Annotated in this window: 27 protein-coding genes; 11 read left to right on the top strand and 16 right to left on the bottom strand. The window is 61.6% G+C overall.

Features of this window, described 5'->3' with window-relative positions:
- Positions 1-48: 48 nt before the first annotated feature.
- The 3 genes from J2W49_RS22550 to radA form a co-directional block, all read right to left on the bottom strand.
- Complete coding sequence (locus J2W49_RS22550; RefSeq protein WP_310321448.1) at positions 49-498, bottom strand: glycerate kinase; 450 nt, start codon at positions 496-498, stop codon at positions 49-51.
- A gap of 16 nt (positions 499-514) precedes the next feature.
- Positions 515-1642: an acyltransferase family protein gene (locus J2W49_RS22545; RefSeq protein WP_310321446.1), complete on the bottom strand. Its 1128-nt coding sequence runs from the start codon at positions 1640-1642 to the stop codon at positions 515-517.
- A 76-nt stretch (positions 1643-1718) separates the two neighbouring features.
- Positions 1719-3095, bottom strand: coding sequence for a DNA repair protein RadA (radA, locus tag J2W49_RS22540; protein WP_310321444.1), 1377 nt, complete (start codon positions 3093-3095; stop codon positions 1719-1721).
- A 76-nt stretch (positions 3096-3171) separates the two neighbouring features.
- Between radA and J2W49_RS22535 the strand changes: the two genes are divergently transcribed.
- Positions 3172-4281 carry a hypothetical protein gene (locus J2W49_RS22535; RefSeq protein WP_310321441.1) on the top strand — a complete coding sequence of 370 codons (1110 nt, stop codon included), beginning with the start codon at positions 3172-3174 and terminating at the stop codon, positions 4279-4281.
- A 24-nt stretch (positions 4282-4305) separates the two neighbouring features.
- On the opposite strand, the gene J2W49_RS22530 is transcribed toward J2W49_RS22535, so the two are convergent.
- The 13 genes from J2W49_RS22530 to J2W49_RS22470 are packed head-to-tail and all read right to left on the bottom strand — an operon-like array spanning position 4306 to position 17126.
- Positions 4306-5358, bottom strand: a complete 1053-nt coding sequence (locus J2W49_RS22530; protein ID WP_310321439.1) for an NAD(P)H-dependent flavin oxidoreductase — start codon at positions 5356-5358, stop codon at positions 4306-4308.
- Entirely contained in the window at positions 5355-6494 is a 1140-nt protein-coding gene (gene rffA, locus J2W49_RS22525) for a dTDP-4-amino-4,6-dideoxygalactose transaminase (RefSeq protein WP_310321438.1), read from the bottom strand. Before rffA ends, J2W49_RS22530 begins: the two co-directional genes overlap by 4 nt.
- A 25-nt stretch (positions 6495-6519) precedes the next feature.
- Entirely contained in the window at positions 6520-7497 is a 978-nt protein-coding gene (locus J2W49_RS22520; RefSeq protein ID WP_310321435.1) for a class I SAM-dependent methyltransferase, read from the bottom strand.
- Positions 7413-7844 carry a GtrA family protein gene (locus J2W49_RS22515; protein WP_310321432.1) on the bottom strand — a complete coding sequence of 144 codons (432 nt, stop codon included), beginning with the start codon at positions 7842-7844 and terminating at the stop codon, positions 7413-7415. Before J2W49_RS22515 ends, J2W49_RS22520 begins: the two co-directional genes overlap by 85 nt.
- Positions 7841-8767, bottom strand: a complete 927-nt coding sequence (locus J2W49_RS22510) for a glycoside hydrolase family protein (protein WP_310321430.1) — start codon at positions 8765-8767, stop codon at positions 7841-7843. The genes J2W49_RS22515 and J2W49_RS22510 overlap by 4 nt, the downstream gene beginning before the upstream one ends.
- The gene (locus tag J2W49_RS22505) at positions 8764-9426 is read right to left on the bottom strand and encodes an acetyltransferase (protein WP_310321427.1); all 663 of its coding nucleotides are present in this window, start codon (positions 9424-9426) and stop codon (positions 8764-8766) included. The genes J2W49_RS22510 and J2W49_RS22505 overlap by 4 nt, the downstream gene beginning before the upstream one ends.
- Positions 9427-9433: 7 nt before the next feature.
- Positions 9434-11305 carry a DCC1-like thiol-disulfide oxidoreductase family protein gene (locus tag J2W49_RS22500; RefSeq protein ID WP_310321425.1) on the bottom strand — a complete coding sequence of 624 codons (1872 nt, stop codon included), beginning with the start codon at positions 11303-11305 and terminating at the stop codon, positions 9434-9436.
- Positions 11306-11941: a class I SAM-dependent methyltransferase gene (locus J2W49_RS22495; RefSeq protein ID WP_310321423.1), complete on the bottom strand. Its 636-nt coding sequence runs from the start codon at positions 11939-11941 to the stop codon at positions 11306-11308.
- A gap of 29 nt (positions 11942-11970) precedes the next feature.
- Complete coding sequence (locus J2W49_RS22490) at positions 11971-12765, bottom strand: class I SAM-dependent methyltransferase (RefSeq protein WP_310321421.1); 795 nt, start codon at positions 12763-12765, stop codon at positions 11971-11973.
- 17 nt (positions 12766-12782) lie between these two features.
- On the bottom strand, positions 12783-13613 hold the full coding sequence (locus J2W49_RS22485; RefSeq protein ID WP_310321419.1) for a phytanoyl-CoA dioxygenase family protein: 831 nt from the start codon (positions 13611-13613) through the stop codon (positions 12783-12785).
- Positions 13610-14554: a glycosyltransferase family 2 protein gene (locus tag J2W49_RS22480; RefSeq protein WP_310321417.1), complete on the bottom strand. Its 945-nt coding sequence runs from the start codon at positions 14552-14554 to the stop codon at positions 13610-13612. Before J2W49_RS22480 ends, J2W49_RS22485 begins: the two co-directional genes overlap by 4 nt.
- Complete coding sequence (locus J2W49_RS22475) at positions 14551-15246, bottom strand: WbqC family protein (RefSeq protein WP_310321415.1); 696 nt, start codon at positions 15244-15246, stop codon at positions 14551-14553. The genes J2W49_RS22480 and J2W49_RS22475 overlap by 4 nt, the downstream gene beginning before the upstream one ends.
- Complete coding sequence (locus tag J2W49_RS22470; RefSeq protein WP_310321412.1) at positions 15243-17126, bottom strand: DUF2339 domain-containing protein; 1884 nt, start codon at positions 17124-17126, stop codon at positions 15243-15245. Before J2W49_RS22470 ends, J2W49_RS22475 begins: the two co-directional genes overlap by 4 nt.
- Before the next feature lie 385 nt (positions 17127-17511).
- On the opposite strand from J2W49_RS22470, the gene hpaR reads away from it, so the two are divergent.
- The 10 genes from hpaR (at position 17512) to J2W49_RS22420 (ending at position 26273) form a co-directional block, all read left to right on the top strand.
- Complete coding sequence (gene hpaR, locus J2W49_RS22465) at positions 17512-17997, top strand: homoprotocatechuate degradation operon regulator HpaR (protein WP_310321410.1); 486 nt, start codon at positions 17512-17514, stop codon at positions 17995-17997.
- Between the two features lie 10 nt (positions 17998-18007).
- Positions 18008-18700: a fumarylacetoacetate hydrolase family protein gene (locus tag J2W49_RS22460; protein ID WP_310321407.1), complete on the top strand. Its 693-nt coding sequence runs from the start codon at positions 18008-18010 to the stop codon at positions 18698-18700.
- Positions 18697-19476, top strand: coding sequence for a fumarylacetoacetate hydrolase family protein (locus J2W49_RS22455; protein ID WP_310321405.1), 780 nt, complete (start codon positions 18697-18699; stop codon positions 19474-19476). Before J2W49_RS22460 ends, J2W49_RS22455 begins: the two co-directional genes overlap by 4 nt.
- Before the next feature lie 68 nt (positions 19477-19544).
- Complete coding sequence (gene hpaE, locus J2W49_RS22450) at positions 19545-21014, top strand: 5-carboxymethyl-2-hydroxymuconate semialdehyde dehydrogenase (RefSeq protein ID WP_310321403.1); 1470 nt, start codon at positions 19545-19547, stop codon at positions 21012-21014.
- Between the two features lie 318 nt (positions 21015-21332).
- Positions 21333-22259, top strand: a complete 927-nt coding sequence (gene hpaD, locus J2W49_RS22445; RefSeq protein ID WP_310321401.1) for a 3,4-dihydroxyphenylacetate 2,3-dioxygenase — start codon at positions 21333-21335, stop codon at positions 22257-22259.
- A 14-nt stretch (positions 22260-22273) separates the two neighbouring features.
- A complete protein-coding gene (locus J2W49_RS22440) occupies positions 22274-22720 on the top strand; it encodes a 5-carboxymethyl-2-hydroxymuconate isomerase (RefSeq protein ID WP_310321399.1) in 447 nt (148 codons plus the stop codon).
- An 8-nt stretch (positions 22721-22728) separates the two neighbouring features.
- A complete protein-coding gene (gene hpaH, locus J2W49_RS22435; RefSeq protein ID WP_310321397.1) occupies positions 22729-23556 on the top strand; it encodes a 2-oxo-hept-4-ene-1,7-dioate hydratase in 828 nt (275 codons plus the stop codon).
- Positions 23557-23581: 25 nt separating this feature from the next.
- Positions 23582-24397: an aldolase/citrate lyase family protein gene (locus J2W49_RS22430; RefSeq protein ID WP_310321395.1), complete on the top strand. Its 816-nt coding sequence runs from the start codon at positions 23582-23584 to the stop codon at positions 24395-24397.
- Between the two features lie 18 nt (positions 24398-24415).
- Positions 24416-25210, top strand: coding sequence for a class II aldolase/adducin family protein (locus tag J2W49_RS22425; protein ID WP_310321392.1), 795 nt, complete (start codon positions 24416-24418; stop codon positions 25208-25210).
- 28 nt (positions 25211-25238) lie between these two features.
- Complete coding sequence (locus J2W49_RS22420) at positions 25239-26273, top strand: 2-dehydropantoate 2-reductase (protein WP_310321390.1); 1035 nt, start codon at positions 25239-25241, stop codon at positions 26271-26273.
- Positions 26274-26288: the final 15 nt, after the last annotated feature.

The raw sequence follows: 26288 nt of genomic DNA, 5'->3' as shown, positions 1-26288 counted from the left end.
CGCGGTGCCGCGTCCGAAGGACACCAGCGCTGGCGATAGCAGGCGATTTTACGTTCGAGGGTGTTCGGGTTCCGCGGTGGCGGTGGGTGAGCCGGTCTTTTCCGATTCCGCCAGCCGCAGCTCGAACGTCTGCAGGCGGCCCCTGAGAAAGGTGCAGATCACGGCGTCCCCGTTCTCGTCGCCCCATTCCAGCACTTCCGGGTCGTGTTCCGGCTTGCTGTGTCGCAGCCCCAGGCTCAGGGTGCGGCGCACCACTTCCACCAGCGGCATGCCCTTCTTCAGGCTCCCGTGCAGCACCTTGGCATTGCGCACATGGCCCATCGGGCGTTTGGCCGCCGCCTGCAGCAGACGCATGAGTTTGGTGAAATGCAGCAGCAACCAGAAGCTGATCATCAGCGCTGCGAGGATCAGCCCCTTCCACCCGTAGGCCTGCCAGGCGGCGTAGGCGATGGCCACGGCCAGGGCGGGGAAGAGGAGGGGGCGGAGTCGGTTCAGCATGCTGGGAAGGGTGTATTCAAGCGGGCGTGAGCGTAGGGCGTTGGCGTCTTGCGATCCAGTCAAGCACGGGCTTCTCCACGAACCTGTAGCTCAAGGCTGCCAGCGGGAGCGTCACGGCAAGGCAGATCAGCAACGCCAGCCAGCTGCCTTCGACCGTGTTCCAGGGGCCGTGCATCAGCTTTCGCATCTGCCGCAGCACAGGCCAGTGCCAAAGGTAGATGCCAAAGCTCATGTCGCCCAGCCACACCAGGGGTCGCGAGCCCAGCCAGCGCCAGGGCTTCAGTGGTTTGAGCAGCAGGGCCACCAGCAACGCGATCAGCAGACCCAGCCCGATTTCCCAGGTGATGATGAACCAGTGGGTGCGCGGCAGTTCGGTGCGTGTGGCTACCATGACTTGGTGCCAGCCGATGTAGAGCGCCAGCCCTAAGGCCAGCAAGGCGTAACGGGTGCGGTCGCTGATGTGCTGCGGAAAACGGGTGATGGCGTAGCCGGCCATGAAGATCATCAGCATGCCCGGCAGGATGGTGCGCAGGCGGATCATGCTGATGGTGGTCCCCTGGTTTTCATTCAGCCAGATGATGCCGAAGCGCCAGGTGAGCGTGGTGGCCATGGCCAGCCCCATCACCGTCCAGAAACCCAGCCGGCGCTGCAGCAGCACGATGAAGGGCAGCAGCAGGTAGAAAGTCAGCTCCAGTGGCAGTGTCCAGTAGACCGTGTTGTAAAAGCCCACGCTGCCTGGCAGCGGATCCGGCCAGAGCAGGTAGTTGGCCAGCACTGCCTGCCAGCGGTACTCGGGCGCCAGGCCGACCATGTAGGAAAACGGCAGCAGCAGGGTCAGTTGCACCCACACCGCAGGGTAGATGCGCAATACCCGCCTCTGCCAGAAACGGCCGATGGCAGCCGCGTCCAGCGTGGTCTGTTTCTGCAGCAGCTTGGACGCCAGCAGGTAGCCCGAGAGCACGAAAAACCAGTGCACACCGTTCCAGCCGACGTTGACGAAGAAGAACAGGTCCCATTCCGTGCCCAGGAAGGGCACCTGGTGCCCAGCCATGGCGGCACGAGGGTACGTGCCCCGCCAGTGGTAAAGCAGCACGGCCATGGCGGCCAGGCCACGCAGGCCGTGCAGGATGGGGTTGAAGGTCATGTCGGAGGGGTGGTGCAGTGGAGGGACCGCAGGCACGGCCACCCTGCGGGCGATTGTCGTTCAGGCGGCCACTGCATCAGCCGATGTTGCGCACCAGGTTCATGGCTTCTTCAATGCGTTCCACCGGGTGAATGGTCAGACCTTCGAACGCCTTGTCATTCTTTTTGGGCGCATTGGCCTTGGGCACCACCGCCACCGAAAAGCCGAGCTTGGCGGCTTCCTTCAGGCGTTCCTGACCCCGCGGAGCAGGGCGCACCTCGCCGGCCAGGCCCACTTCGCCAAAGGCGATGAAGCCCTTGGGCAAGGCCTTGCCACGCAGGCTGCTGGTGATGGCCAGCATCACCGCCAGGTCGGCCGCGGGTTCGCTGATGCGCACACCGCCCACGGCGTTGACGAACACGTCCTGGTCCATGCAGGCCACACCGGCGTGGCGGTGCAGCACCGCCAGCAGCATGGCCAGACGGTCGCGGTCCAGGCCCACGCTCAGGCGGCGCGGGCTGGGGCCGCCGCTGTCCACCAGCGCCTGGATCTCCACCAGCATGGGCCGCGTACCTTCGAGCGTGACCATCACGCAGCTGCCGGGCACCGGCTCGCTGTGCTGGCTGAGGAAGATGGCGCTGGGGTTGCTCACGCCCTTGAGGCCCTTTTCCGTCATCGCGAACACGCCGATTTCGTTGACCGCGCCAAAGCGGTTCTTGATGGCGCGAATGAGGCGGAAGCTGCTGTGCGTGTCGCCCTCGAAATACAGCACCGTGTCCACCATGTGTTCGAGCACGCGCGGGCCGGCGAGCGCGCCTTCCTTGGTCACGTGGCCCACCAGCACGATGGCCGTGCCGCTGGCCTTGGCCGCGCGCGTGAGGTGGGCCGCGCATTCGCGCACCTGGGCCACCGAACCGGGCGCGCTGGTGAGCTGCTCGGAGTACACCGTCTGGATCGAGTCGATCACGGCGATGGCGGGCTTCACGTGGTCCAGCGTGGCCAGGATCTTTTCCAGCTGGATTTCGGCCAGCACGCTGACCTCCGAACTGTCCAGTCCGAGCCTGCGTGAGCGCAGCGCGACCTGGGCGCCTGACTCCTCCCCGGTGACGTAGAGCGTCTTTTGACCAGCTCTTTGCAACGAATCCAGGGCTTGCAGCAACAAGGTCGACTTGCCGATGCCCGGGTCCCCCCCGATAAGCACCACGCCGCCTTCGACGATGCCACCGCCCAGCACGCGGTCCAGTTCGTCATGGCCGGTGGGCGTGCGCTCCACGTCGGTGGCATCGATGTCGCCGAGGGTGGTGACCTCGGCCGTTTTCGCCAGCGAGGCGAAGCGGTTTTTGGTCGGGGCGGTAGATTCCGCCACCGACTCGATCAGGGTGTTCCAGGCGTTGCAATGCGGGCATTTGCCCAGCCATTTGGGGCTGTTGCCGCCGCATTCGCTGCAGGTGTATTGAGTTTTGTCTTTGGCCATGTGCAGGGGGCAATATAGTCGAGACCCACCGGGCACTCGGCGCCAGACTGCCCGCCCCGACATTCACTCCATCCCCTTGACCCGATCACCCGACCATGCCCGCCCCGGTGCCTCTGCGCTGAGCGCCTTGCCGCCCGAAGCACAGGCTTTGTCGCCGGCGGCCCGGGCCTACCACTTGCAACTCAAGCGCATCGAAAAACTGCAGTCGCAGCTCGCGGAGCTCGAAGCCCTGGGGCAGACCCACCGCAGTGACCTGCGGCAGTGGGTGCACCCGCTGGAACTGCAGCGGCGGGAACGCATGCGCGAGCTGGTGCATGCTCTGGCCGCTCAAATGACTGACAAGGCACTGAGCCGGCTGCAACGCGAGCGCGCGTCGGCGATGCTGTGTCACCTGGCGCAAACGCTGGCCGACGAAGGCGACCGCGAAATGGCCGCGCTGCACGACCGTCACAGCCCGCGCACCTTGGCTCAGAAGAAACAAGCCGCGGCCGATGCCTTGCGGGCGCGGCTGGAAGAAGCCTTGGGGGCGCCGCTGGACGATCTGGGCAAAGAGGCGTCTGCAGAAGCCCTGTTGCGCGCCGGCATGGCACGTTTGCGCCAGGCCGACGACGACGAGCAGGCGCGCCGCCGCGCCAAGGCGCAGGCCCGCAAGGCGAAGAAGGCGCCTGCCGGGCAACAGGTGCAGCAGCAGGCCCGGCAGGCCGACGCCGACACCACGCTGCGCAACCTGTTTCGCCAGCTGGCGAGTGCCTTGCACCCGGACCGCGAGCCCGACCCCGAACAGCGCCTGCGCAAGACGGCACTGATGAGTGCGGCCAATGCCGCCTACGGACGCAAGGACTTGGTCGCTCTGATGCGCCTGCAGGTGCAGACCGAGCTGGCCGAGCCGCACGCGGTGTCGCGCCTCACCGATGACCGGTTGGCGGCCCTGACCCTGTTGTTGAAACAGCAGGTGGCCGATCTGGAGCGTGAACGTGCCGCGCGCCAGCAGCGCCTGGCCGATGAGTTTGACCTGCCGACCGGGCAGGTGCCCAACCCGAACACGCTCAAGCAGCATCTGCTGCGCGACGTGAGCGCGCTGGAAGCGACCGTGGCCGGGCTGGCGCGTGATCTGGAGCGGGTGCAGACCACTGCGGGCCTCAAGCGCTGGTTGAACGATCAGGCATCGTTCGAAACGCCCGATTGAAGATTGGGAACCCACTGACCGGCGCTATGCCAGGTCGGCAAAGCCTTCCGACAGAGCCAGGGTGATGTCCGCCGCCGGGGCCACCCGGCAGCCACGCGTGTTCTGCCCGGCCCACAGTGGCGAACAATCCCCACGTCCTTGGGCCTCCCAGTGCGCGCGCAGCGGCGCAATGGCCGCTGTGGCCAGCGGAAAGGCCGGGGCGGCCGGGTTCAATGGACCCAGTTCCCGCATCAGGCGGTTGACGATGCCGCGCGCGGGACGCCCTGTGAACAGACGCGTCAGCGCGGTGTGGCTGCTCGCCTCGCTGAGCAGCGCGGCGCGGTGCACCTGGCTGGTGGTGGCTTCCGGGCAGCAGAGGTAGACGGTACCCACTTGCACACCTGAGGCACCCAGCGCCATCGCGGCGCGCACGCCGGCTGCGTCGGCAATGCCGCCAGCGGCGATCACCGGCACCTTCAGCACAGCCGTCAGCTGCGGCACCAGCGCAAACGTGCCCACCTGGGTCGTGATGTCCTCGTTCAGGAACATGCCCCGATGTCCGCCGGCTTCAACGCCCTGGGCAACCACCGCATCTGCCCCATGCGCTTCCAGCCACTGGCCCTCAGCGACGGTGGTGGCCGAAGACAGCACCACGCTGCCCCAGCCCTTCACGCGTGCCAGCAGATCGGGCGCGGGCAAGCCGAAGTGAAAGCTGACCACGGGCGGTCGGAACGGCTCGAGGGCGTCTGCCATGGCGTGGCTGAAGGCCGCTCGCCCGGCACCGCTCGGTACGGCGTTGATGTCGAGGCCAGCTTCGGCATAAAGCGGCGCCAGCGCGGAGCGCCAGAGGGCTTCGCGCTGCGCGTCGGGTTCGGGCGCTAGATGGCAGAAGAAATTGACGTTGTAGGGCGCGCTGGTGCCGGCGGTGATTGTTGCCAGCTCTGCGGCCAGGGTCTCGGGTGTCAGCATGGCGCAGGGCAACGAGCCCAGGCCACCGGCGTTGCACACCGCCACGGTCAGGGCCGCGCCTTGCGATCCGGCCATGGGCGCCTGCACCAGGGGCAGGCGGGTGCCGATGAGGGAGAGCAGAGGGGTCATGTCAAAGCCTCTGTGAGTGCGTTCACGACGCGATCCTGTTGCTCTGGCGTCAGACCCACCCAGAGTGGCAGACGGATCAGGCGGGCCGACTGTGCATCGGTGAATTGCATGGATCCGTGCACACGCCCATACCGCAGACCTCCGGGTGATGAGTGGAGCGGGACATAGTGAAACACCGACGAAATCTCGTTCTCTCTCAGACACGACAGCACCGCCTGCCGGTGCACCCCGGGCGCGAGCAGAACGTAGTACATATGGGCATTGTGCTGGCAGGTCTCCGGCACCACTGGTCGGCGCAGCAAGCCCTGCGTTTCCAAAGGCGCCAGGGCTTGGTGGTAGCGATTCCAGCTGGCCATGCGGTCGATGGTGATGGACTGCGCCTCTTCCAGTTGTGCCCACAGGAAGGCCGCGATCAGTTCCCCTGGCAGGAATGACGATCCCACTTCCTGCCATGTGTATTTGTCCACTTCGTTTCGGAAGAACCGAGTGCGGTCCGTGCCCTTTTCGCGAATGATTTCCGCCCGCAGGGCCTGGGCCGGCGCGTTTACCAGAAGCGCCCCACCTTCGCCCGAGATCACGTTCTTGGTTTCGTGAAAACTGAAGGCGCCAAAGTCGCCAATGCTCCCGAGGGCTCGCCCCTTGTAGCGCGACATGACCCCTTGGGCGGCATCTTCCACCACCTGAAGTCCGTGCCGGCGGGCAATATCCATGATGGTGTCCATTTCACACGCAATGCCGGCGTAGTGAACGGGTGCAATGGCACGGGTGCGCGGCGTGATGGCCGCCTCAATCAGGCGTTCATCCATGTTCAGCGTGTCTTCCCGGATGTCCACAAACACCGGCACGCCGCCCCGCAGCACGAAGGCATTGGCCGTGGACACGAAGGTGTACGACGGCATGATGATTTCGTCACCCGGCTGTATGTCCAACAACACGGCGGCCATCTCGAGTGCGGCGGTACAGGAGTGGGTGAGCAGGGCTTTGCTGCACCCGGTTCGCTGTTCCAGCCAGGCGTGGCAGCGCTTGGTGAAAGGCCCGTCGCCGGCCAGCATGTGGCCGGCATGAGCCTCGGCGATGTACTCGATTTCCTTGCCTGTCATGTGGGGCCGGTTGAACGGGATTCTGTTCTGCTGCATCCGCTTGCTCTTGAAATATTGGGGTTTAACGGCTTGGCGTTGCAGTGGATACCGTGCCTTTTTGGGCGACCAGGAATCTGGATCCGCCCGCAGGGAAATTGACACCCAGCTTGATCAGGCCGATTTCCATTTTCATCAGGCGATAGAGCGACGCATTGAGCCACAAAGGCAGCTTGAATTCGTCCAGCGGATCAAACACGGAAGCTTTGCGCTTGGAGGCAAGGCGTGACACCAGCATCAATGGAAGCAGCAGCGAGACAAAAGAGCCGCTGCGAAGCACCGTGAACCCCGCAGACTCGACTTTGCGTTGCAACTCGGCAGCGGAATACCGGCGCTCGTGCCGGGCATAGTCGTCCGAAGGACTCCACAGCCACTGGTGCTGAGGCACTGTCAACAGCAGATGCCCTCCGGGCTTCAAGGCGGCGTGAACCTGTGCCAGAACCGCCTCGTCCTCTTGGATGTGCTCCACCACATCGAACGCCCCCACCACGTCGAATTCGTCCCGGTAAGGGATGTCGCGTGCATCCATTTGCAGCAGGGTTGCTTGCGGTACCCTTTGTGAGGCAAATTGCAGGCCGCTGGTGAAGATTTCACTGGCGGTGAGGTTTGCATTGGGAAAGCCCTGCGCCACGCCAGAGAGCACGTAACCCGTTCCGCAGCCGATTTCCAGGTACGACTTGAAGCCCCCGCAGTACCTTTGAAGAGCCCAGAGGATCAGTTCATTCCGGGCGCGAAACCAGAAATTGGCTGCTTCGAGCTCAGCAAGAACAGGGAAATAGGCCGCTTCGAATCCGCCCCCCTCATGCATAAGTTGAGGGGCATGGGTGACAAATCCTTCGCGCACCTTGGGTATGAAGCTGCAAGCAGAGCAGTACTCCTCGGCTGATGAGCGGGTGGTGCCGCAGGCAGTACAACGTTTCACCGTTTCTCCGCCGCTATGGATGTGCGTTTCACAAAAACAAAATACTTGAAGGCGACAAAGAGAAATGCAGCGACGGTACAAACCCCGATGGCCTGCGCCAACTGGTGTGGGTAGCCCAAGCGGTCCACTGCGATGTACTGAATAGAGAGGTTCAGCAAGTAGCCCACGCCATGGGTCATGATATAGCGCACCCCGGTGCTCAGAAGCTGGCTGGAATGGCCAAACGTGTAGCTTCTGTTGCCGACGAATCCGAGTACCGCGCCCACCGCGTACAACACGGTCATGGCCAGTTTGGGGGCCACCCCCAGGTGGGTGATCAGCAGGTAAAGCAAATAGCCTGCCATGTTGCTGGCCGCGCCGACCGCAATGAAGCGAAGGAGCTGGGTGGCCGAGCCGGTTTCGCCGGTGGGCCCGGTTGTCTCGGTCATGCCTCGTCCAGCACAGCAAGGCCGAAACCTGTTTTGCCGTAGCCGTTGCCGTTGTAGAGCATGTAGCGCATGCCGGCATGGTCGAATACAAAGGGGTATTCGATCATTTCGGAATCCCATCCGTGCGGGGACACATCCAGCCCGGATCGGTCCAGTGCCAATTGCCAGGTTTTTCCGTCATCCTGGCTGACTGCCCGTCCAATGCGGTATGCCTGCCCGCTGCCGCTTCGGTAAGAAAACCACATCGAAAGCCGCGCCACGCCCTCGCGCACCACGGTTGGCCGAGAGAAGGCCTGCGCGCAGCCCAGCTGGTATGGAACGGCCAACCCGAGGCGCTGCCAGCGGTGTCCATCCGACGAACTCGCATGCTGAATGACATGCAGCATTTCGCCATTGCCAGCGTCCCAATTCAGGGTGGACCCGTACCACATGTCGAACCCACCTGATGGGTTGGACAGCACCCATGGATAGGACAGGCTGATTGGGTCCGTGGTGTCGCTAGCGAGGAGGGGCACCTCGTCTGCCAGCGTCAAACCGAGATCCGCTCCGACAGAAAGCCTGCCGATGTCACCCCGCCAATGCCCGTCCGCAGGGTTTTGCCAGCCCATGAAAAGCATGAAGCGCTCGCCATTGACTTCGTAACAGCCTCCAATGCTGACGCCGTCGGAAAAATAGCTTCCTGGCTGACCGTGAACAAAGCATGGCAAGTGGTGTTCATTGACCACTTCACGGCGCACGATATCAATATCGACGGCACCCACAGAAGATCGGTTCCGATGGTCACGTCCGCTGTAAAAAATCCGGTAAAGATCGCCTTGTATCTGTACTGGTAAGGGGTTGGCCGCGTGGGTTAACAGCTTTTCATGGCGCCCTTCGGTAGGCGGGCAATACAGGCATCCCAATTTGCGCCAGTGCGTCGTCATATCTTTCTGAGCCTGTTGCTGGGGATGGCCGAACGGGCCGTTGCTGCGCCGACGTAAACGCCATCGGCCGCTGCATCGGAAAGCAACAGCGTGCCGGCTCCCAACACGCAGCGCTCACCGACCTTGATGTGATCGCGCAGCGTGGCGTTCACACCAATAAAGCACTGTTCACCCACTTCCACACCACCGGATACGACCACGTGGGAAGAGATGAAAACATGGTCTTTGATGGATGAATGATGCCCAATATGATTACCGCTCCACAGCGTCACGTTATTGCCGATGGTGACGAACGGTTGAACGGTATTGTCTTCAAAAATGAAACAGTTTTCCCCAATCTGGCCTTGGTTGAGAACGGTGGCACGCGAACTGACATAGCTCGCAAGAAAGTAACCCAACGCTTTTGCCGCGATAAATTTTTCCTTGCGCAGCGCATTGATCTTGGAATAGCTCAGAGCAATGAATAAATCGTATTCAGCAGGAGGGTAGCGTTCGACCAAGGCGCTGAAGGGCACCACCGGCAGGTTGCAGAAACAATCACTCTTCAGATATTCGGCATCGACGGTAAAGGCGACAACCTGATAACTGGAGTCAGTGGTGAAATAAAAGTGGGCTAGCTGCGCTATATCGCCAGAGCCGAAAATCACGAGCTTTTTCACTGGCTTCTCACTTTTGATAGTTAACGGTGTAGGTGTGTTCGCAAAGTTGCTTTGAAGCCACCAAGGGAAAATTGTTGATAGCAATTTCAGTGTCTGCAACCAATGGCTGATAGATCTGCCGATAGTTGAATGTGTATTGCCCCGCCTCTGCACCCCGCTCTTGCAAATAAATGCGGCTTAAATAATCGACCGCGCGCGCCCACTTTTCAAACTGGCAACTTTCGCTGCCGATGACTTTCCGACGAAAAAGAACCGTGTGGCCGAAATAAACCCGGTCAGACGCATGCATTGACAAGCGCGAACCGTCTTCTGCAAACAGGGGAACCGTTTCGTTGAAGTCGATCGACTTCAATAAAAACCAGTTTTCTGCCATTCGCAGATCGGTCTTGTTGAAGACGTTGATTGGCGTGATGCCATATATGTGCGCCGCCCGCGCACCGACGTTGCGAATCCCACTCCAACCTACGTAAGGCGCCGGCACCGACAAAAAGAATGGCAACAAGAGCAGAAAAACGTGCAGGGTTAAAAGGTGGGGGACTCGAGACTGGGTGACCGCCGCGTTCTCCGCGAGCTGGAATTTTTGCCGTGGCAGCTCACATACGCCGAACAGTCGGGTGCGCCGGGCGGCGATGAAACGGTACACAGCAGGGCCCACAGCCAAAGCCTTCCCCAACAAAAGAAAGGGGACCACTGGCCAAAGCAATACCAGCGTCTTGCTCAGTTGAATATAAAAATCGTAACCTTTGTACAGCTTGCGATCGTTTTCACGAACACCGTAAAGATCCGTCAGTGCCTGGCGCACATCCAAGCCAATTTCATCCAGCAATGGCTTGTTCTGAGAAAGTGGTCTGAGCCGGATGCGGCCAAAAATGTCCAGCAGGGTAACGGCCTGAACGGTTCGATCGCAGAGATTGCAGCGATCGTCATAAAGCACATCCAGACGCTTTTTATGGTCTATGCCGACAATTGACCAAAAAATCCCAAGCCAGAGCAGCACTTCAATTTCTGCCAAATAGCCAAGTTGGAGGGCAAACATCGACAGCGCAAAGAACAGCCACCCCCAAACAATGACGTATTGTCGGAACAGACCTCCCAACAAAACAAATGGAAGCACCGCTGCGTACCACAGCATCATCATCCAAAGCGATCCTTTGGCCAGTGCAACCGCCAGTGGACTGGTGGAAAACAAGGTGCTGAACTGCGCGTGCCAAGTCGACATGAAGTTGTTGCTGAGCAGCAAGGGCCCCGCACTGCCATCTGTCCAGGCAGGTTCGTTCAAATGAATGGCGATGGAATAGATGCATACGGCCCAGTAGCAAGTGAGTGCCGCCAACTTCGCGTAGAAAATGCCTTCCCGACTGGGCAAGCCCCTGTAGTAAAGCAGCACCGAGTGCAGGGCAGGGACACGTTTGATGAGCAGCGCATCCAGAGAGAGAAACCTGCCTGCGTTCACCATCAAAAGAAGCAAACCAAGAATGGCCGCAACGTCATTGCCCAAAGTGGCCTTGCCCACGACAAGGTCACCGTATTGCCACATTGCCCCGATCAGAAACACCAAAGCCCATTGAGTAAGAAAACCTAGAATGAGCAGTGCTCCAGCAAGCGTTTCGGCGATGGACCACAAGCCGACCGCCATGGTCAGTTCTGAATGGAGCAACAGCTGGCAGACATGGACACCACGCACGAAAATCACGATGCCGAACAAAATCCGCAAGATTGCGAACTTGTTGTACTCGTACGGCGAGCTATTTGGGAAAACCCGCGCCTCGGACCCTCGTGCAAATGTGTCCATTGCACTGCTGATGCGCGGTACCAGCCCTAGCATGGCCGCACAAAAAATCAAAGAAATGGCAAATACTCCGTACACCGGCCACATCATTCAGCCCTTCCTGACGAGTATCGTGAATTCGTAAAGTCCATAATCGTGAAGCAATGCAACATTCTTCGAGTAGTGTCGCTTGCAAAAATCAAACAAGCGACACGGGTCGGCGTAATAAAGGTAGTTGCGCTTCTTGTCCTCGTCGGAGTATGACGTCAGGCAGTTAAAAGAAAAACCGAATCGACTGGATTGATCAAGTTGATCGAGAGTTTCTTTCAGATATTCATACCATTCAGTATCGGTTCTCTCAAGGCGCACATTAAAAATGCCACTCGCCAAGCCATAGTCACTGACAACGTCTGGTTCCGATCCCGTAATGAACCGAGCATTGCCTGATGCAGCGTGTCGTACTTGGGCAGCGTGCGTCATTTCTTCGGAAACGTCTACTCCCAAATATGAGAATTGTCGGTATTTATGGGAGAGGAATTTGAAAAGCGCGCCATAGCCACAACCCAAGTCATTCAAGGAAAAGCCAGAGGCATTGATATCAATGATCTTGCATAACTGCTCAAACCTGACTGTTTGACTCTCTTCACCGTTCCAGTCAACACCGCGAGGCGTTTCTCCGTGTTCGGCCAGTTTTTCTGTGTAGTAAGCCGCAACTTCGTCGAGCAGCTTTGTCTTGTTGCTGTGCATGCGTGTGACTCAAGATGGTTTGATTGCGCTCATTGATTGTTCATCGCCTTCAACGGACGGGCCTCAAAATACAGGACCAGAGCGCTCTCTGAATGCCGAAAGAGCTTCTGCACCAGATAAACAGGAAAAAGCGTATATCGATTGACAAACCATCCAAGCGTCGAAGGCAGGTGGGTTTTGTATTTGACATTTCGACGTCCGGATTGTTTTGTTTTTTCCAGTTCAGAGAGGCGCAACTTTTCCGCCTCACTTTTGCGGACAAGGTAGTTAGACAACGAAAGCAGCATGTTCGAGAGGGGGTAGGTCAGGCCAGCAAGGTGATCGACTGCCCAGCCCGTCTTGTTGGCGAGTTCCGTAACCGCTGGCCGGGTGTACCGCCTGCAATGACCGGCAATGTCGTCCTCGATGCCCCAATGCGCTGGAGAGCCTGGAACCAGTCCGATCATCAGGCCTTGTGGTTTCAGCCATTGTGCAGAACGCTGCATGAAGGCCGACTCCGCGTCGTTGTCCAGATGTTCCATGACCATGCAGGAAATGACGAGGTCTGCAAGTCCGGTAGGAGGTGTCGCGACATAGTCACCCACGGTGGCCTGGTATTTCCCTGCCGCAATTTCATCAGCGAATCGCGAATGAAGCCGTTGCACAGTGAGGGGCTCCAGATCCATCGAGTGCCCGGTCCATCCGAGATCGAGCAGCAACCGCGCAATGTCACCGTTTCCTGGACCAACTTCGACGAAGTGTCCTGGGCGGGAAGTCTTGAGGCGTTCCGCCAGATACATCAATTGCAGTTGTGTGCCCGGCGGCAGCGTGACGGAGGCGTTCATGCGGGGTGCTCCAGTCTTCAACGATTCTTAGGCTCGCGCGAGGCGAGGTAAGCGTCTACTGAGTCCGGCTCCTGATAGCAAAAGCCGAAGATGGCTTTCTCTTCCTCTGACAAGTCTTCGGCTTTGAGATTTCGGGGGATGTTGATTTGCTGCTTGAAATAGGGGATGTTGTAGACATGGTTGACGGCTCTTCGTGTCTGTGCGCTTTCATTGCGTCCGCCACTGTGAAACATCATGCAGTCCAGCAGGATGTAGTGTCCGGCCCTGGCCTCGATCTGGATGGCATTTCGGTCAATGTATGTCTGCGTGGGAAAGGCCGAGGTCTTGTGGGAGGCGGGCAGCACGAAGGTCGCGCCATTCTCCTGGGTGAAATCGTCGACGCAGTAAAGCGCGTTGATGGCCAGCGGGGTGCTTGAGATGAAATGCTGGTAGGGCAAGTCTCGATGCCATGCGGCTTGGTTGTAGGTCTCTCCGGGTGGATTGATGATGCCGTTCTGCTGGTTGAGAACAAATTTGCCCACGATGAGCTGTTGCAACGCTGCGATGAGATTTCGGTTCAGCGCAAGTCTGCGAAAGACTTGATGCCCCTGAGTCACAAGCGCTCTGATGGTGTGGAGCTCGTCCAGCGCCTTGAGGCGCTCCGCTCCCCATTCATGCACGTAGCGGGCATGAACGGTATTGAATGCTTTCGAGATTTCATCGATTTCGTCGGCTCCGAAACCCGCGTCGAGCGTTGCAAACCCCAGTCGGCGCACCTGCTCAACGGCTTCTTCGATAGCGGAGGCCGTCGCATCCCGCTGAGTGACGCCGTATGACGTGACTGGCGGCTGTCTCAGGGAGCGGTTCATGTGGGGCTCCGATCGTTTTTCTCGATGCCGTACACATCACGGACGATGGTGTAGGGACGTTGCTTGACTTCCGCGAACACCTTCGCAATGTAGATTCCCTGAACGCCCAGAAAGAGAATGATCAGGCCCGAGAAGAGCCAAATGGACGCAATGAGGGAGGTATAGCCATCCGGAGGCGCAGCAATGAAAAAGTAGCGCAGTGTGAGAAAGGCAATGAACCCGGCAGCGGACACCGAGATCAGCAAACCAGCGTAAAACGTCGTGACCAGCGGAAGGCTGCTGAAGGAAGTGACTGCGTTGACCAAGTGGCTGAATTTCGCCGCAACGGTGTAGGTCGTTGGACTGGTTGAGTGCTTCTGGACGACCCGCTGCAACTGCTGGAAACCGGTGATCACCCACAGTCCCCCTATGTTCAACTCCCGCTCTTGATGCTGCAGCAAAGCGTTCACGTAGCGTCTCGTCATCAGACGCGCGGTGACGATGTTGTCAGGCTGGTTGATGCCGGTAAGGGCGCGGAACAGTTTGTAGAAAAGTCGCCCTGTGCTTGCCTCCAGCAGACCACCGCGTCGCCTCTGCTGGACGCCGTAGACGACGTCGCAGCCAGTCCGTCGCATGTCCCCCGAAAAATCCGCGAGCCACTCAGGCTCCTCCTCCAGATCACTGTCAATCAGAAAAACGCGCTCGCCTCTGGAATGAGCCAGGCCGGTCATCATGGCCTTGTGGTGCCCGAAGTTGCGCGAAAGGTCCACCACAACGGTGTGCGGATCGCTCTGGGTGAGGGCCACTGCAATTTCAAGACTGTTGTCGGGCGAGCCGTCGTTGACCAGTACGATCTCGTAGTCGTCGCCCGCGAGCAAGCTTGCGGCCTTGCTGGCGCGCGCATGAAATTCCGCCAGATGTGGCGCCGACTTGTAGAGGGTCGCAACGATGGACAGCTTCATGGCCGGACGTACTTCATATGGCGAGGGGCCTCAGGGCCGCAGTTGAACAGCAGATCGAGGATGCTGACGTTGTGCGCGAACGGCCCCCAGAGCTGGGGGTATTCGGGGTAGCCACTGTATTCAAACCAGGTCAGGCGGATGCCCATGTCCTGAAACACTTTTTCCACGATGTAGTCCCTGGCAGCGGGGCCAGACACGTATTCCTGGCCGCCGGCTTGTTGACACAGACTCGCCAGGCGTTCTGTCTTGCCTTCCTCCAGGGTGTAGTCCCATGAATTGCGCAGGGTGGTCTTGATGCCCAGGTAGTGGCACACGGCCTCGATCAGGCCTCGGTTGAGTTGGGACAGGTTGTGCTGCTTCTGTTTGATGTACAGGGGCTCCAGCCAGTCTGCAATGGCCTGGAAATGGGGCGCGCGCCGGTAGTTTTGCGCTAGGGCTTTCCAGTGCGCTTGTGCCCAGTCGGTGCCGTCGATCTCGGTTTCGCGAATCTTCTGGTGGTATTTGCCCTTGACCTGCACGGGCACGGTGAGCCACTGCAAGCCTTGTGGCGTCTTGATCTGATTGCGGTTGCGCCAGTCGCGCCGGGTGTACTGCATGTCGTCATACAGAATGAACTCGTCCACGGAGGCGATCAGGTCGAAATAGCCTTTCCAGGGAATGTAGTTCGACTGCAGGATGGCTACTTTTTTCAACGGACACCTTCGTTTCGAACGGACTCACAGGCTTGCTGGGCTTGCAGTGGATCGCGCGCGGGCTTGAGCAGCGTCTGGCGTCGGGGTTCCAGGTTGCGTGCCGGGCCTGGCGGCGTCATCCATGCGCCCGCTTCATGGTAGTCCCCGGCAAGGTCGGCACCAAATGCGGCCAGCACTTCCCCTGGCAGGTTGCGCGGTGCCCCAGGGTCAGCAAGCACCCAGGCCATCGCGAGCCTTTCGCAGGGTACTGAGCCGAGTGCGAATGTGACCAATCGGGCGCTGCCCGGCAGGCCACCAATCAGCCAGGCCAGGCCCGGGCTTTCGGCCTGCAGCGCGTAGACGATACCGGGCGACTGACCGCTCATGTCAATCAAGGGCGTGCCAGGCTGCAGGCCCGCAGCCTTTGCCGCACGGGTGGCCGCATCAATGTAGTCGGCGGAAGGGCGGGAGAGCATCAACGTTGAATCTGGCTTGCCGAAGTCAACCGCTTGATCGTTGAGCCGCAATGGCTGCATTTGCCGGTAAGGTCTTTCCATGCCGTTGCCCAGCACAAGTACCGTGACCACCTGTGCTGCCAGCACCAGCGGCGCAAGGCTGAGCATGGGGTCTCGGTTCTCGATGGCCGGTGCCAGCACCAGCACAGGCAAAATCCAAAAAAAAGCGGCAAAGCCACTCACCAACCAATAATTGCCATTGGTGCCGAAGGAGAAGGCATAGGTCAATAACGGAAAGGCCAAAACAGGGAGCAGCACATGAGGTGGGGTCTGTATGGGACCGCCTCGCCTCAGCATCCAACAAGCCACTGCAGCGCACAGCGCCCCGATTGGAACGCAGAGAAACAACATGTTGTGAAACCTGCCGAGTTTGAGGTCTGTGCTGTTGATCCCGGCGGACGACAGAATCACGAACAAGCCCATGCCGCCGACCATGGCCACACCCGGTAACCTTGCGATGTTGCGCTTGCAGTGGAGCAGCGTGGTGCTCGCAAAGGTCAGCGCTCCGATCAATAGGAAAATGTTCTGCTCCCTGGCAGGGAGCTTGAAGCCGTCCAGGCGAAACATGTTCGAGGCCGTATGTCCAGCGCCCATCAGCCTTGACATCTCCAGCCCTGCGCTGAACCGGTGAACGAATCCGCTTACCGAGCCGTCAATCCACCACGCTCCGCCCATCAGTAGCAAAGCCGCAGCGGCGATCGAAACCAGCAGACCCCGTAGACTCAGCTTCCTGGCCAACAACCAGAACAGCAACACGAATACGGCCAGGACGACGGCGGTACTTGGTTTTGCCATGAAGGCAAGCCAGCCTCCCATGCCCACCCAGACGTGGCCATAAAACCGGGTGGATGCCCGATCAGAGCAGCTCCAAGCCAGACCAGCGGTAGCCACCTGTAGAGCTTGAAAATTCAGGCTGTTGTAGCTAGGGGTGACGAGCCAAGTGCTGAACAAAGCCAGTGCGGCACACCCAAGGCCCAGTGCCAGAAGTGTGCGAGGCACCAGGCTCAACCGCCTCGAGGGCTCGACCATGCCCAGAACCGCGCCACCAGCCACAACCGCCAGGCCGAAGGTAATAAGCACATTGGCCTGCCGCAGGGCCGCGACGTTTCCGTCCAGCAAGCGGTATAGCGGGTTGTACAGGTACCCGAACTGACTGACGGATGCGTCATACAGATAGGGGTTTGCCATCCAGAGCAAATAGAAGCTCTCGTCTTGGATGTCCATACCGAAGTGGCTGTATTTGAGCAGCCAGCGCAGCGTGGCAATACTTGCCATCGCCACAGACCCAAGCAACAGGAAACGGAGCCATGCCGGTGTTCGGGCTTGAGCTTCTTCAATTCTCTTGGGGTGCTCTTCGGCGGTGCCGCCATCGATTGTTAAAGGCATAGAAATTTGATGTTGCAGGCAACTGATGAGGTGCCAGCGACCAGGTGCGGGGCATGCCTTTGAATTACGTGTGGCAGGAGCGCTGGCCCTCATGCGAGAAGAGCTTCACTTCATGAGCGTATGCGTACACGGAAGCGGTGAGGGCGTGTTACCCGGCCAATCAATCTCACCGCACCTGCGAAGTGTACGAGACGGCAGGACACGCCCAAGGTAGATCTCAAGGACCTCGACAGCTCAACGACCCCGTTCAGTACCAGGCGTACGCTCGGAACGCGAGTTGACGATGGCGTGGAGGCTTTCTGCCCGCCATTTTTTTCTTGGCTCTGAGGTCATCAGGGAAAACCCGGTCAGCGTGTGCTGGAAAATCATTTAACATATTAAATAAATGGATCCGAACACCCCCTTCATCCACCGCAACCTGCCTCGCCTGCTGCTTGAAGCACGCGAGGCGGTGATGCAGCACACCCGGCCCAGTCTGCGCGAACATGGTTTGTCTGACCAGCAGTGGCGCGTGCTGCGAGTGCTGGGCGAACACGCCAGCGATTCCGCCGGAGTGGAGACCGGCCGGGTGGCGCGCGAGGCCTTTCTGCTCGGCCCCAGCCTCACCGGCGTGCTCAGCCGCATGGAGCGTGACGGCCTGATCGAACGGCGCCGCTGCCGCGACGATGCCCGCCGCACTGTGGTGCGGGCCACGGCTGAAGGGTTGCGGCTGGTGGGGGCGCTGTCGCAGACCATCGAGGCGCACTACGCCTGGATGGAGGCGCGGCTGGGCAAGGCGCGGCTGGCGCAGCTTTACGCTCTGCTGGACGACGTGATCGCCATGGAACAACCCGCCGACCCGGGCGAATCCGCCGCCCGGTTCGCTGAATGAAAGACCGCCCATGAACGCTTCCACTTTGGCGCCCTACCTGCCCTCGGGCACGGTGTACGGCACGCTGCTCAACTTCAAGGGCGAGCACGCGCTGTGGGCCGCGCGCATGGTCGAGCTGCCTTACAAGGCGCCGCCCAAGGCACCCGTGCTCTACGTGAAAACGGCCAACACCTTCACACCCGCCAGGGGCACGGTGGCACTGCCCGCTGGCGCGTTGGTGGAGGTGGCCGCAAGCATCGGTCTGGTGATGGGCTGGCCGGACGACCTGCTCGCTCCCGTCGGCCCGCCCGGTGTGCTGGGCGCGGTGTTGCTCAACGATGTGGCCATCGCCCACGACAGCTACTACCGCCCGCCGGTGAAAACCCGTTGCGTGGACGGCTTTCTGGGCCTGGGGGCTGAATGCGTGGCATTGGCGGCCCTGGGTGGACTGGCTGGCTTGTCCAGCCTGCGTCTGGAACTGCACATCAACGGCGTGCACCGGCAGACCACGGCATTGAGCGATCTGGTGCGCGATGCCGAGTCGCTGCTGTCTGAAGTGAATGCCTTTATGGGCCTGCGCGAGGGCGATGTGTTGATGCTGGGAACTGACTGCCTGCCAGATGGCACAAGGCCTCAAGTCAAGGCGGGCGACACGGTGGAAATTCTGGCAGAGGGGTTTCCAGCCACGGTCCATCACTTTGTGGCGGAAGGGGTTGCACCATGAAGCGCGCTCGCATTGCCTGGGCCGGCGCCGTGCACGACGCGATCGAGTGCGATGGCCAGCTGGAACTGCTCACCCCCGCTCTGCGAGGTCAGCGCGTGCCATTCGAAGGTGTGGTGTGGCTGCCGCCGCTGCCGCCCATGCCTGCCCATCGGCCACGCACCATTCTGGCCCTGGGACTGAACTACGCCGACCATGCGAAGGAGCTGGCCTTCAAGGCACCGGAAGAACCCCTGGCCTTCATCAAGGGCGAGGCCTCGCTGATCGGCCATCGCGGCTTCACCGTGCGGCCGCCGGAGGTGCAGTTCATGCATTACGAGTGTGAACTGGCGGTGGTGATCGGTCGCACCGCCAGGCGGGTGACCAAGGCCGAAGCCCTGGATTTCGTGGCCGGCTACACCGTGGCCAATGACTACGCCATTCGTGACTACCTCGAAAACTGGTACCGCCCGAACCTGCGGGTGAAGAACCGCGACACCTGCACACCCATCGGCCCTTGGTTCGTGGACGCGGCCGACGTGCATGAGCGTCTCGGCGGGCCCATGAACCTGGCTCTGAACACCACGGTCAACGGGACCATCACACAGCAGGGCAACACGCGCGACATGATCTTCGACGTGCCCACGCTGATCGAATACTTCAGCGCCTTCATGACGCTACACCCCGGCGACCTGATCCTCACCGGCACGCCCGACGGTGTGGTCGACTGCAAACCAGGCGACGTGGTGGTCACGTCCATTGAAGGCATCGGTTCGCTGGAGAACACGATTGCGCTCTGAACCCTGCCATTCACACCAACACCGCCGGGGCTGAGCGTCACTCCAACCGGTGGGAAACCCACACCATCATGAACATTCCACACCTCATCAACGGCCAGACGGTCGCCAGCCACACGCGCTTCGAAACCATCAACCCTGCCACGCAGGAGGTGCTGGCCGAGGTGGCCGCCGGAGGCGAGGCCGAAGTGAATGCGGCTGTGCAGGCCGCCAAAGACGCGTTTCCGAAGTGGGCCGGCCTGCCCGCCACCGAACGCGCGCGGCTGATGCGCCGCCTGGGCGAGCTGATCGCGAAACACGTGCCCGAGATCGCGCAGACCGAGACCAACGACAGCGGCCAGGTGATCGCTCAAACCGGCAAGCAGCTCATTCCCCGTGCGGCTGACAACTTCCACTACTTTGCCGAGATGTGTACCCGTGTGGACGGCCACACCTATCCCACGCCCACGCACCTGAACTACACGCTGTTCCATCCGGTGGGCGTGTGCGCGCTCATCAGCCCCTGGAACGTGCCCTTCATGACGGCCACCTGGAAGGTGGCACCCTGCCTGGCGTTTGGCAACACGGCCGTGCTGAAGATGAGCGAACTCAGCCCGCTCACGGCCGCACGCCTGGGCCAGCTGGCGCTGGAAGCGGGCATTCCGCCGGGGGTGCTGAACGTGGTGCACGGTTTTGGCAAGGAAGCCGGCGAACCGCTGTGTGCGCACCCGGATGTGCGCGCCATTTCGTTCACCGGGTCCACCGCCACCGGCAACCGCATCGTGCAGAGCGCGGGCCTGAAGAAGTTCAGCATGGAGCTCGGCGGCAAGAGCCCGTTCGTGATCTTTGAAGATGCCGACCTGGATCGCGCTCTGGATGCCGCCGTGTTCATGATCTTCAGCAACAATGGCGAGCGCTGCACGGCCGGCAGCCGCATCCTGGTGCAGCAAAGCATCTACCCCGACTTTGCACAGAAATTCGCCGAGCGGGCCAAGCGCATTGCCGTCGGCGACCCGCTGGATGAAAAAACCATCATCGGCCCCATGGTCAGCCAGGGGCACCTGGCCAAGGTGCGCAGCTACATCGAACTCGGCCCAAAGGAGGGCGCCACCTTGCTGTGTGGCGGGCTTGACCGGCCTTCCTACGCGGCCGAATTGCCGGACCGGGTGAAGGCGGGAAACTTTGTGTGGCCCACCGTGTTCGCGGATGTGGACAACCGCATGCGCATCGCCCAGGAAGAGATCTTCGGCCCGGTGGCTTGCCTGATTCCGTTCCGTGACGAAGCCCACGCCATCGAACTGGCCAACGACATCCAGTACGGCCTCTCCAGCTATGTGTGGACCGAAAACCTGGGGCGTGCGCACCGGGTGGCGGCATCCATCGAGGCGGGCATGTGTTTCGTGAACAGCCAGAACGTGCGCGACCTGCGCCAGCCGTTCGGCGGCACCAAGGCCAGCGGTACCGGGCGCGAGGGCGGCACCTGGAGTTATGAGGTGTTTCTGGAGCCGAAGAACGTGGCAGTGTCTCTTGGTTCACATCACATTCCGCATTGGGGTGTTTGAGATGCGTTCACTCCAAAAGGAGGGCGGGATAGAAGGGGTGCGGGGCTCTGCTCCGCGAATGTCCCCCGGAACGGGCTGCGCCCGTCCCTCCTCCTTTATTTCGCTGCGCAGAACCCCACACCCCTTCCATCCTGAGCAGCGTGCTGGTAGTCGGTCTGCCTCGCTCGTGGTCCGCAGTGGGTTGGCCGGTGGGGGTGGTTGCCGCAGCGAAATAAAGGGGGAGGGCTGGGCGCAGCCCAGACCGGAGGACATTCGCGGAGGCAAGCACCCCCGGCGGACGGCCCACGGAGCGAGAGAAATCTTCAAGGGAGACCCAGCATGGGCAAAGTAGCACTGGTCGGCAAGATCACCCACGTCCCTTCCATGTACCTCAGCGAGCTCGACGGCCCGCGAAAGGGAACAAGGCAGGACGCCATTGACGGCCACAAGGAAATCAGCCGCCGTTGCAGCGAACTCGGGGTGGACACCATCGTCGTGTTCGACACCCACTGGCTCGTCAACGCCAGCTACCACCTCAACTGCGCACCCCACTTCCAGGGAACGTACACCAGCAACGAACTGCCGCACTTCATCAGCAACCTGCCGTTCGAGATTCCGGGCAACCCCGAACTCGGGCAACTGCTGGCCAGGGTGGCCAACGAACACGGGGTCGAAACCTTGGCCCACCACGCCACCACGCTGGGTCCGGAGTACGGCACCCTCGTGCCCATGCGCTACATGAACGCAGACCAGCACTTTAAGGCCATCTCGGTGTCAGCCCTGTGCACGGTGCACTACCTCAACGACAGCGCCCGCCTGGGCTGGGCAATGCGCAAGGCCGTGGAAGACCACTACGACGGTACCGTGGCCTTTCTCGCCAGCGGCAGCCTGAGCCACCGCTTCGCGCAGAACGGCCTTGCGCCGGAGTTCGCCTTCAAGATATGGTCTCCGTTCCTCGAGACGCTGGATCGGCGGGTGGTGCAGATGTGGGAAAACGGTGAGTGGGCCGACTTCTGCGGCATGCTGCCCGAATACGCCAGCAAGGGTCATGGCGAAGGCTTCATGCACGACACCGCGATGATGATGGGCGTGCTGGGCTGGAGCGAATACGAAGGCAAGGCCGAGGTCATCACCCCGTACTTCGGCGCCAGCGGCACCGGCCAGATCAATGCGGTGTTTCCCGTCACGCCCGTCACCGGCAAGGCCATTCCCAAGGCGCAGGCCTCCACCGCCGACGGCTTCAGTCTGGTGAGCAGCAGGCTTTGATCGCAAGGCTTCCGATGCCCCACCTCGTCATCCTCTACACCCCCAACCTGGACCAACCCACCGATCTGGGAGGCCTCGACATGACTGCCTTGTGCCGGGCGTTGTGCGACGCCATGCTCTCGGTGCGCGATGAAAGCAATCGCCAGGTCTTCCCTACCGGCGGCACGCGCGTGCTCGCCTACCCAGCGTCACACTTCGCTCTGGCTGACGGTGGTGCAGCCGGCGAAGCCGCAGGGAAGGGCAGCGACTACGCCTTTGTCTACATGAACGTGCGCATGGCCACGGGCCGCAGCGCATCGGTGCACCAGCGCGTGGGTGAAGCGCTGAAATCCTGTGTGCAAAGCCGCTTTGCCGAACAGCTGGCCGCGCGGCCCATCGGCATTACGGTACAGATCGACGAAGGCCATGAGGTGTTCGATGCCAAGATCAGTTCGCTGCACCCGCTGTTCAACCCCGCCTGAGCTACCACATGCTTGACGACACCCTCATCCAGCAGCTTGCGGCCGAGCTCGACCACGCTGAAAAAACCCGCGTACCCCTGGAGCATTTTTCCAAGCGCCACCCCGGCATGACCGTCGAAGACGGCTACCGCATCGGACGCGCCTGGGTGGATCTGCAGATGGCACAAGGCCAGCGGGTTATCGGCCACAAGATCGGCCTGACCAGCCGCGCCATGCAGATCAGCAGCCAGATCGACGAACCCGACTTTGGCACCTTGCTGGAGAGCATGCGTTTCATCGCCCGCGCCGGTGAGGTGCTCGACATTCCCACCGACCGCTTCATTGCGCCCCGTGTGGAAGTGGAGCTCGCCTTTGTGCTCAAGACGCCCTTGCAGGGGCCCGACGTGACGGTGGAACAAGTGCTGGCCGCCACCGAATACGTCACGCCCGCCATCGAGATCATCGACGCGCGCATCGAACAGTTCGACCGCCATACCCGCGCCATGCGCAAGGTGTTCGACACCATCAGCGACAACGCCGCCAACGCCGGCATCGTGCTGGGTGAGGGCGACCCTCGCTACCGCGCCAACCCGCACACCACCGACCTGCCCTGGTGCGGCGCCGTGTTGCGGCAGAACGGCGCAGTCGAAGAAACCGGGCTGGCCGCTGGCGTGCAAGGGCATCCGGCGCTTGGCATTGCCTGGCTGGCCAACAAGCTGGCGCCCTGGGGCGAGCGGCTGGAGGCCGGCGAAATCGTGCTGGCCGGTTCGTTCACGCGCCCGGTGGCGGCCAAGGCGGGCGACCTGTTCGAAGCCGACTATGGCCCGCTGGGCTGTTTGCGCTTCCGCTTTGTCTGACCCGGGCATCTCTGAGATCTTGAACATGCAAACACCCGCCAACCCTTTCAAGCAGGCCCTGGTCGAGCGCCGTCCCCAGATCGGTCTCTGGCTCGGTCTGGCCAACGCCTACAGTGCCGAGATCTGCGCCGGTGCCGGGTTCGACTGGCTGCTGATCGATGGCGAACATTCGCCCAATGGCGTGACCGACGTGCTGGCCCAAGCCCAGGCCATTGCCGCCTACACGACCACCCACGCCATCGCGCGCGTGCCGGTAGGTGACTCGGTGCTGATCAAACAGTACCTGGATGTGGGAATTCAGACCTTGTTGGTGCCCATGGTCGACACCGCCGAGCAGGCCGCGCAGTTGGTGCGTGCCTGCCGCTACCCGCAGGACGACGGGCAAGGCGGCATCCGCGGCATGGCCGGCGCCCGAGCGTCGCGCTGGGGGCGCTACCCGAACTACGCCAAGGAAGCGAATGCGCAGGTGTGCCTGCTGGTGCAGGCGGAGACCCAGGCTGCGCTGGAACACCTGGATGCCATCGCCGCCACCCCCGGGGTGGACGGCGTTTTCATCGGCCCGTCCGACCTTTCCGCGTCGATGGGTCACGTGGGCAACCCGGGCCACCCGGCCGTGCAGGCCGCGATTGAGGACGCCATCGCGCGCATCCTGCGGGCCGGCAAGGCGCCCGGCATCCTCACCAGCGATGAAACACAGGCACGCCACTACCTGGCGCTGGGCGCGGTGTTCGTGGCCGTGGGGCTCGACACCCAGATCCTGATGCGACAGACCACCGACCTCGTCGCGCGCTTCAAGGGAGCAGCCCCTGCACCTGCTCTCACCAAGGGCGCTGTCTACTGATTGAACCCCGGAGGCCCTATGAACACTGCCCTGCAACCCGACACCGTCCTGCCCGCCGGCATGCACCCCGACGAGTGGGCCGCGCGGCTGGAACTCGCCGCCTGCTACCGCGTGTTTGCCATGCTCGGCTGGACCGAGATGATCTACAACCACATCACACTGCGCCTGCCGGACAGCGTGAGTGGCGTTGAAAAGGCTTTTTTGATCAACCCATTTGGCTTGCACTACAGCGAAGTCACTGCCAGCAATCTCGTGAAGATCAACCTCAAGGGCGAGGTGCTCGACGGCTCGCCCCACCCGGTCAACCCGGCGGGCTTTACCGTGCACGCGGCCATCCACGACGGCATCGAAGGCGCGCACTGTGTCATGCACACCCACACCACCGCCGGCGTGGCCGTGGCCTGCCTGAAGGACGGTCTGCAGCAGACCAACTTCTACTCCGCGCAACTGCACGACATGGTGGCCTACCACGACTTCGAGGGCATCACCATCCACGCCGACGAGGGTCCACGCGTGCTCCAGAGCATCGGTAACAAGCCGGCCGTCATCTTGCGCAACCACGGCCTGCTGGCCTGGGGAGCCACGCTGCCGCAGACTTTCGCCATCCTGTGGACGCTCAACCGCGCCTGCGAGATCCAGCTCGCCACCTTCAGCATGGGCGGTGCGCAGGCGGCGATCCCCGTGCCAGAAGCCATCGCCGAAAAATGCACGCGCGACGCCCTGCAATTCAACCCGAACCATGGTGCCGGCCGCGACGTGTTCGATGCCCTGGTGCGCCAGGTGAACCGCATCGACACCAGCTACCGCGATTGACTCCACGCCATCTTCTGAAAGCCTTGCCATGACAGACGCACAAGTCCAGCCCTTTCAACGCGTGACCATCGTGGGTGCCGGCGCCATCGGCGGCTGGCTGGGCGTGCACCTGGCACAGGCCGGCTGCACCGTGAGCGCACTGGCCCGTGGCGAGACCCTGGCCGCGCTGCGCCAGCATGGCTTGCGCCTGCACCAGGGCGGCGAGTTGCGCCAGGTGCCCGTCAACGCTGTGGGCAGCGCCGCCGAATTGGGTGTGCAGGACCTGGTGGTCATCGCGGTGAAGGCGCCTTCGCTGGCGTCGGTGGCGGCCACGATCGGTCCGCTGATCGGTCCGGACACGGTGGTCCTCACCGCCATGAACGGTGTGCCCTGGTGGTTCTTCGAAGGCTTTGGCGGTGCATTGGCCGGCACACCGCTGCAGGCCGTCGACCCGGACGGCGGCATCGCGCAAGCGATTCCGGGCCGGCACGTGATCGGTGGCGTGGTGCACGTGAGCTGTTCGTTGGACGCCCCCGGCGAGATCCGCCACCACTTCGGCAACGGGCTGATCCTGGGCGAGCCCTCCGGACAGTCCAGCGAACGTCTGACCGCGCTGGTGGCGCTGCTGCAGCGCAGTGGCATCGTCGCTACCGCATCGCAGCAGATCCAGAAAGACGTCTGGTACAAGCTCTGGGGCAACATGACGGTCAACCCGGTGAGCGCGCTCACCGGCGCCACCACCGACCGTATCTTGGGCGACCCGCTGGTGCGCGACTTCATCAGCGCCGTGATGTTGGAGGCCAAGGCCATTGGCGGGCGCATCGGCATTCCCATCGACCAGCAACCCGAGGACCGTCATGCGGTCACGCTCAAGCTGGGCGCGTTCAAGACCTCCATGCTGCAGGACGTGGAAGGGAATCGCCCCGTGGAGCTGGATGCCCTGGTGACGGCCGTGCGCGAACTGGGGCAGCTCACGGGCGTGGCCACGCCTTTCACCGACGCGCTGCTGGGGCTGTCGCGCCTGCAGGCGCAGACGCTGGGCCTGTACCCGATGACCGCTCCAGCCGCCGCGCAGCAGGGTTAGTCCCCCTTCCGGTGT

The organism is Hydrogenophaga palleronii, assembly GCF_031457455.1.
In the GTDB taxonomy this organism is placed as follows: domain Bacteria; phylum Pseudomonadota; class Gammaproteobacteria; order Burkholderiales; family Burkholderiaceae_C; genus Hydrogenophaga; species Hydrogenophaga palleronii_A.
Note: the sequence above shows the minus strand (reverse complement) of the source record. Positions and strands in the feature narration are given on the sequence as shown.

Coding starts and splice junctions, on each gene's coding strand:
- hpaH (WP_310321397.1), top strand. CDS start 22,729: ATGCTTGACGACACCCTCATCCAGCAGCTTGCGGCCGAGCTCGACCAC.
- hpaD (WP_310321401.1), top strand. CDS start 21,333: ATGGGCAAAGTAGCACTGGTCGGCAAGATCACCCACGTCCCTTCCATG.
- hpaE (WP_310321403.1), top strand. CDS start 19,545: ATGAACATTCCACACCTCATCAACGGCCAGACGGTCGCCAGCCACACG.
- J2W49_RS22490 (WP_310321421.1), bottom strand. CDS start 12,765: ATGAACGCCTCCGTCACGCTGCCGCCGGGCACACAACTGCAATTGATG.
- J2W49_RS22470 (WP_310321412.1), bottom strand. CDS start 17,126: ATGCCTTTAACAATCGATGGCGGCACCGCCGAAGAGCACCCCAAGAGA.
- J2W49_RS22500 (WP_310321425.1), bottom strand. CDS start 11,305: ATGATGTGGCCGGTGTACGGAGTATTTGCCATTTCTTTGATTTTTTGT.
- J2W49_RS22530 (WP_310321439.1), bottom strand. CDS start 5,358: ATGACCCCTCTGCTCTCCCTCATCGGCACCCGCCTGCCCCTGGTGCAG.
- rffA (WP_310321438.1), bottom strand. CDS start 6,494: ATGCAGCAGAACAGAATCCCGTTCAACCGGCCCCACATGACAGGCAAG.
- J2W49_RS22430 (WP_310321395.1), top strand. CDS start 23,582: ATGCAAACACCCGCCAACCCTTTCAAGCAGGCCCTGGTCGAGCGCCGT.
- J2W49_RS22515 (WP_310321432.1), bottom strand. CDS start 7,844: ATGACCGAGACAACCGGGCCCACCGGCGAAACCGGCTCGGCCACCCAG.
- J2W49_RS22485 (WP_310321419.1), bottom strand. CDS start 13,613: ATGAACCGCTCCCTGAGACAGCCGCCAGTCACGTCATACGGCGTCACT.
- J2W49_RS22545 (WP_310321446.1), bottom strand. CDS start 1,642: ATGACCTTCAACCCCATCCTGCACGGCCTGCGTGGCCTGGCCGCCATG.
- J2W49_RS22550 (WP_310321448.1), bottom strand. CDS start 498: ATGCTGAACCGACTCCGCCCCCTCCTCTTCCCCGCCCTGGCCGTGGCC.
- J2W49_RS22495 (WP_310321423.1), bottom strand. CDS start 11,941: ATGCACAGCAACAAGACAAAGCTGCTCGACGAAGTTGCGGCTTACTAC.
- J2W49_RS22455 (WP_310321405.1), top strand. CDS start 18,697: ATGAAGCGCGCTCGCATTGCCTGGGCCGGCGCCGTGCACGACGCGATC.
- J2W49_RS22510 (WP_310321430.1), bottom strand. CDS start 8,767: ATGACGACGCACTGGCGCAAATTGGGATGCCTGTATTGCCCGCCTACC.
- J2W49_RS22420 (WP_310321390.1), top strand. CDS start 25,239: ATGACAGACGCACAAGTCCAGCCCTTTCAACGCGTGACCATCGTGGGT.
- J2W49_RS22460 (WP_310321407.1), top strand. CDS start 18,008: ATGAACGCTTCCACTTTGGCGCCCTACCTGCCCTCGGGCACGGTGTAC.
- J2W49_RS22440 (WP_310321399.1), top strand. CDS start 22,274: ATGCCCCACCTCGTCATCCTCTACACCCCCAACCTGGACCAACCCACC.
- J2W49_RS22480 (WP_310321417.1), bottom strand. CDS start 14,554: ATGAAGCTGTCCATCGTTGCGACCCTCTACAAGTCGGCGCCACATCTG.
- radA (WP_310321444.1), bottom strand. CDS start 3,095: ATGGCCAAAGACAAAACTCAATACACCTGCAGCGAATGCGGCGGCAAC.
- hpaR (WP_310321410.1), top strand. CDS start 17,512: ATGGATCCGAACACCCCCTTCATCCACCGCAACCTGCCTCGCCTGCTG.
- J2W49_RS22425 (WP_310321392.1), top strand. CDS start 24,416: ATGAACACTGCCCTGCAACCCGACACCGTCCTGCCCGCCGGCATGCAC.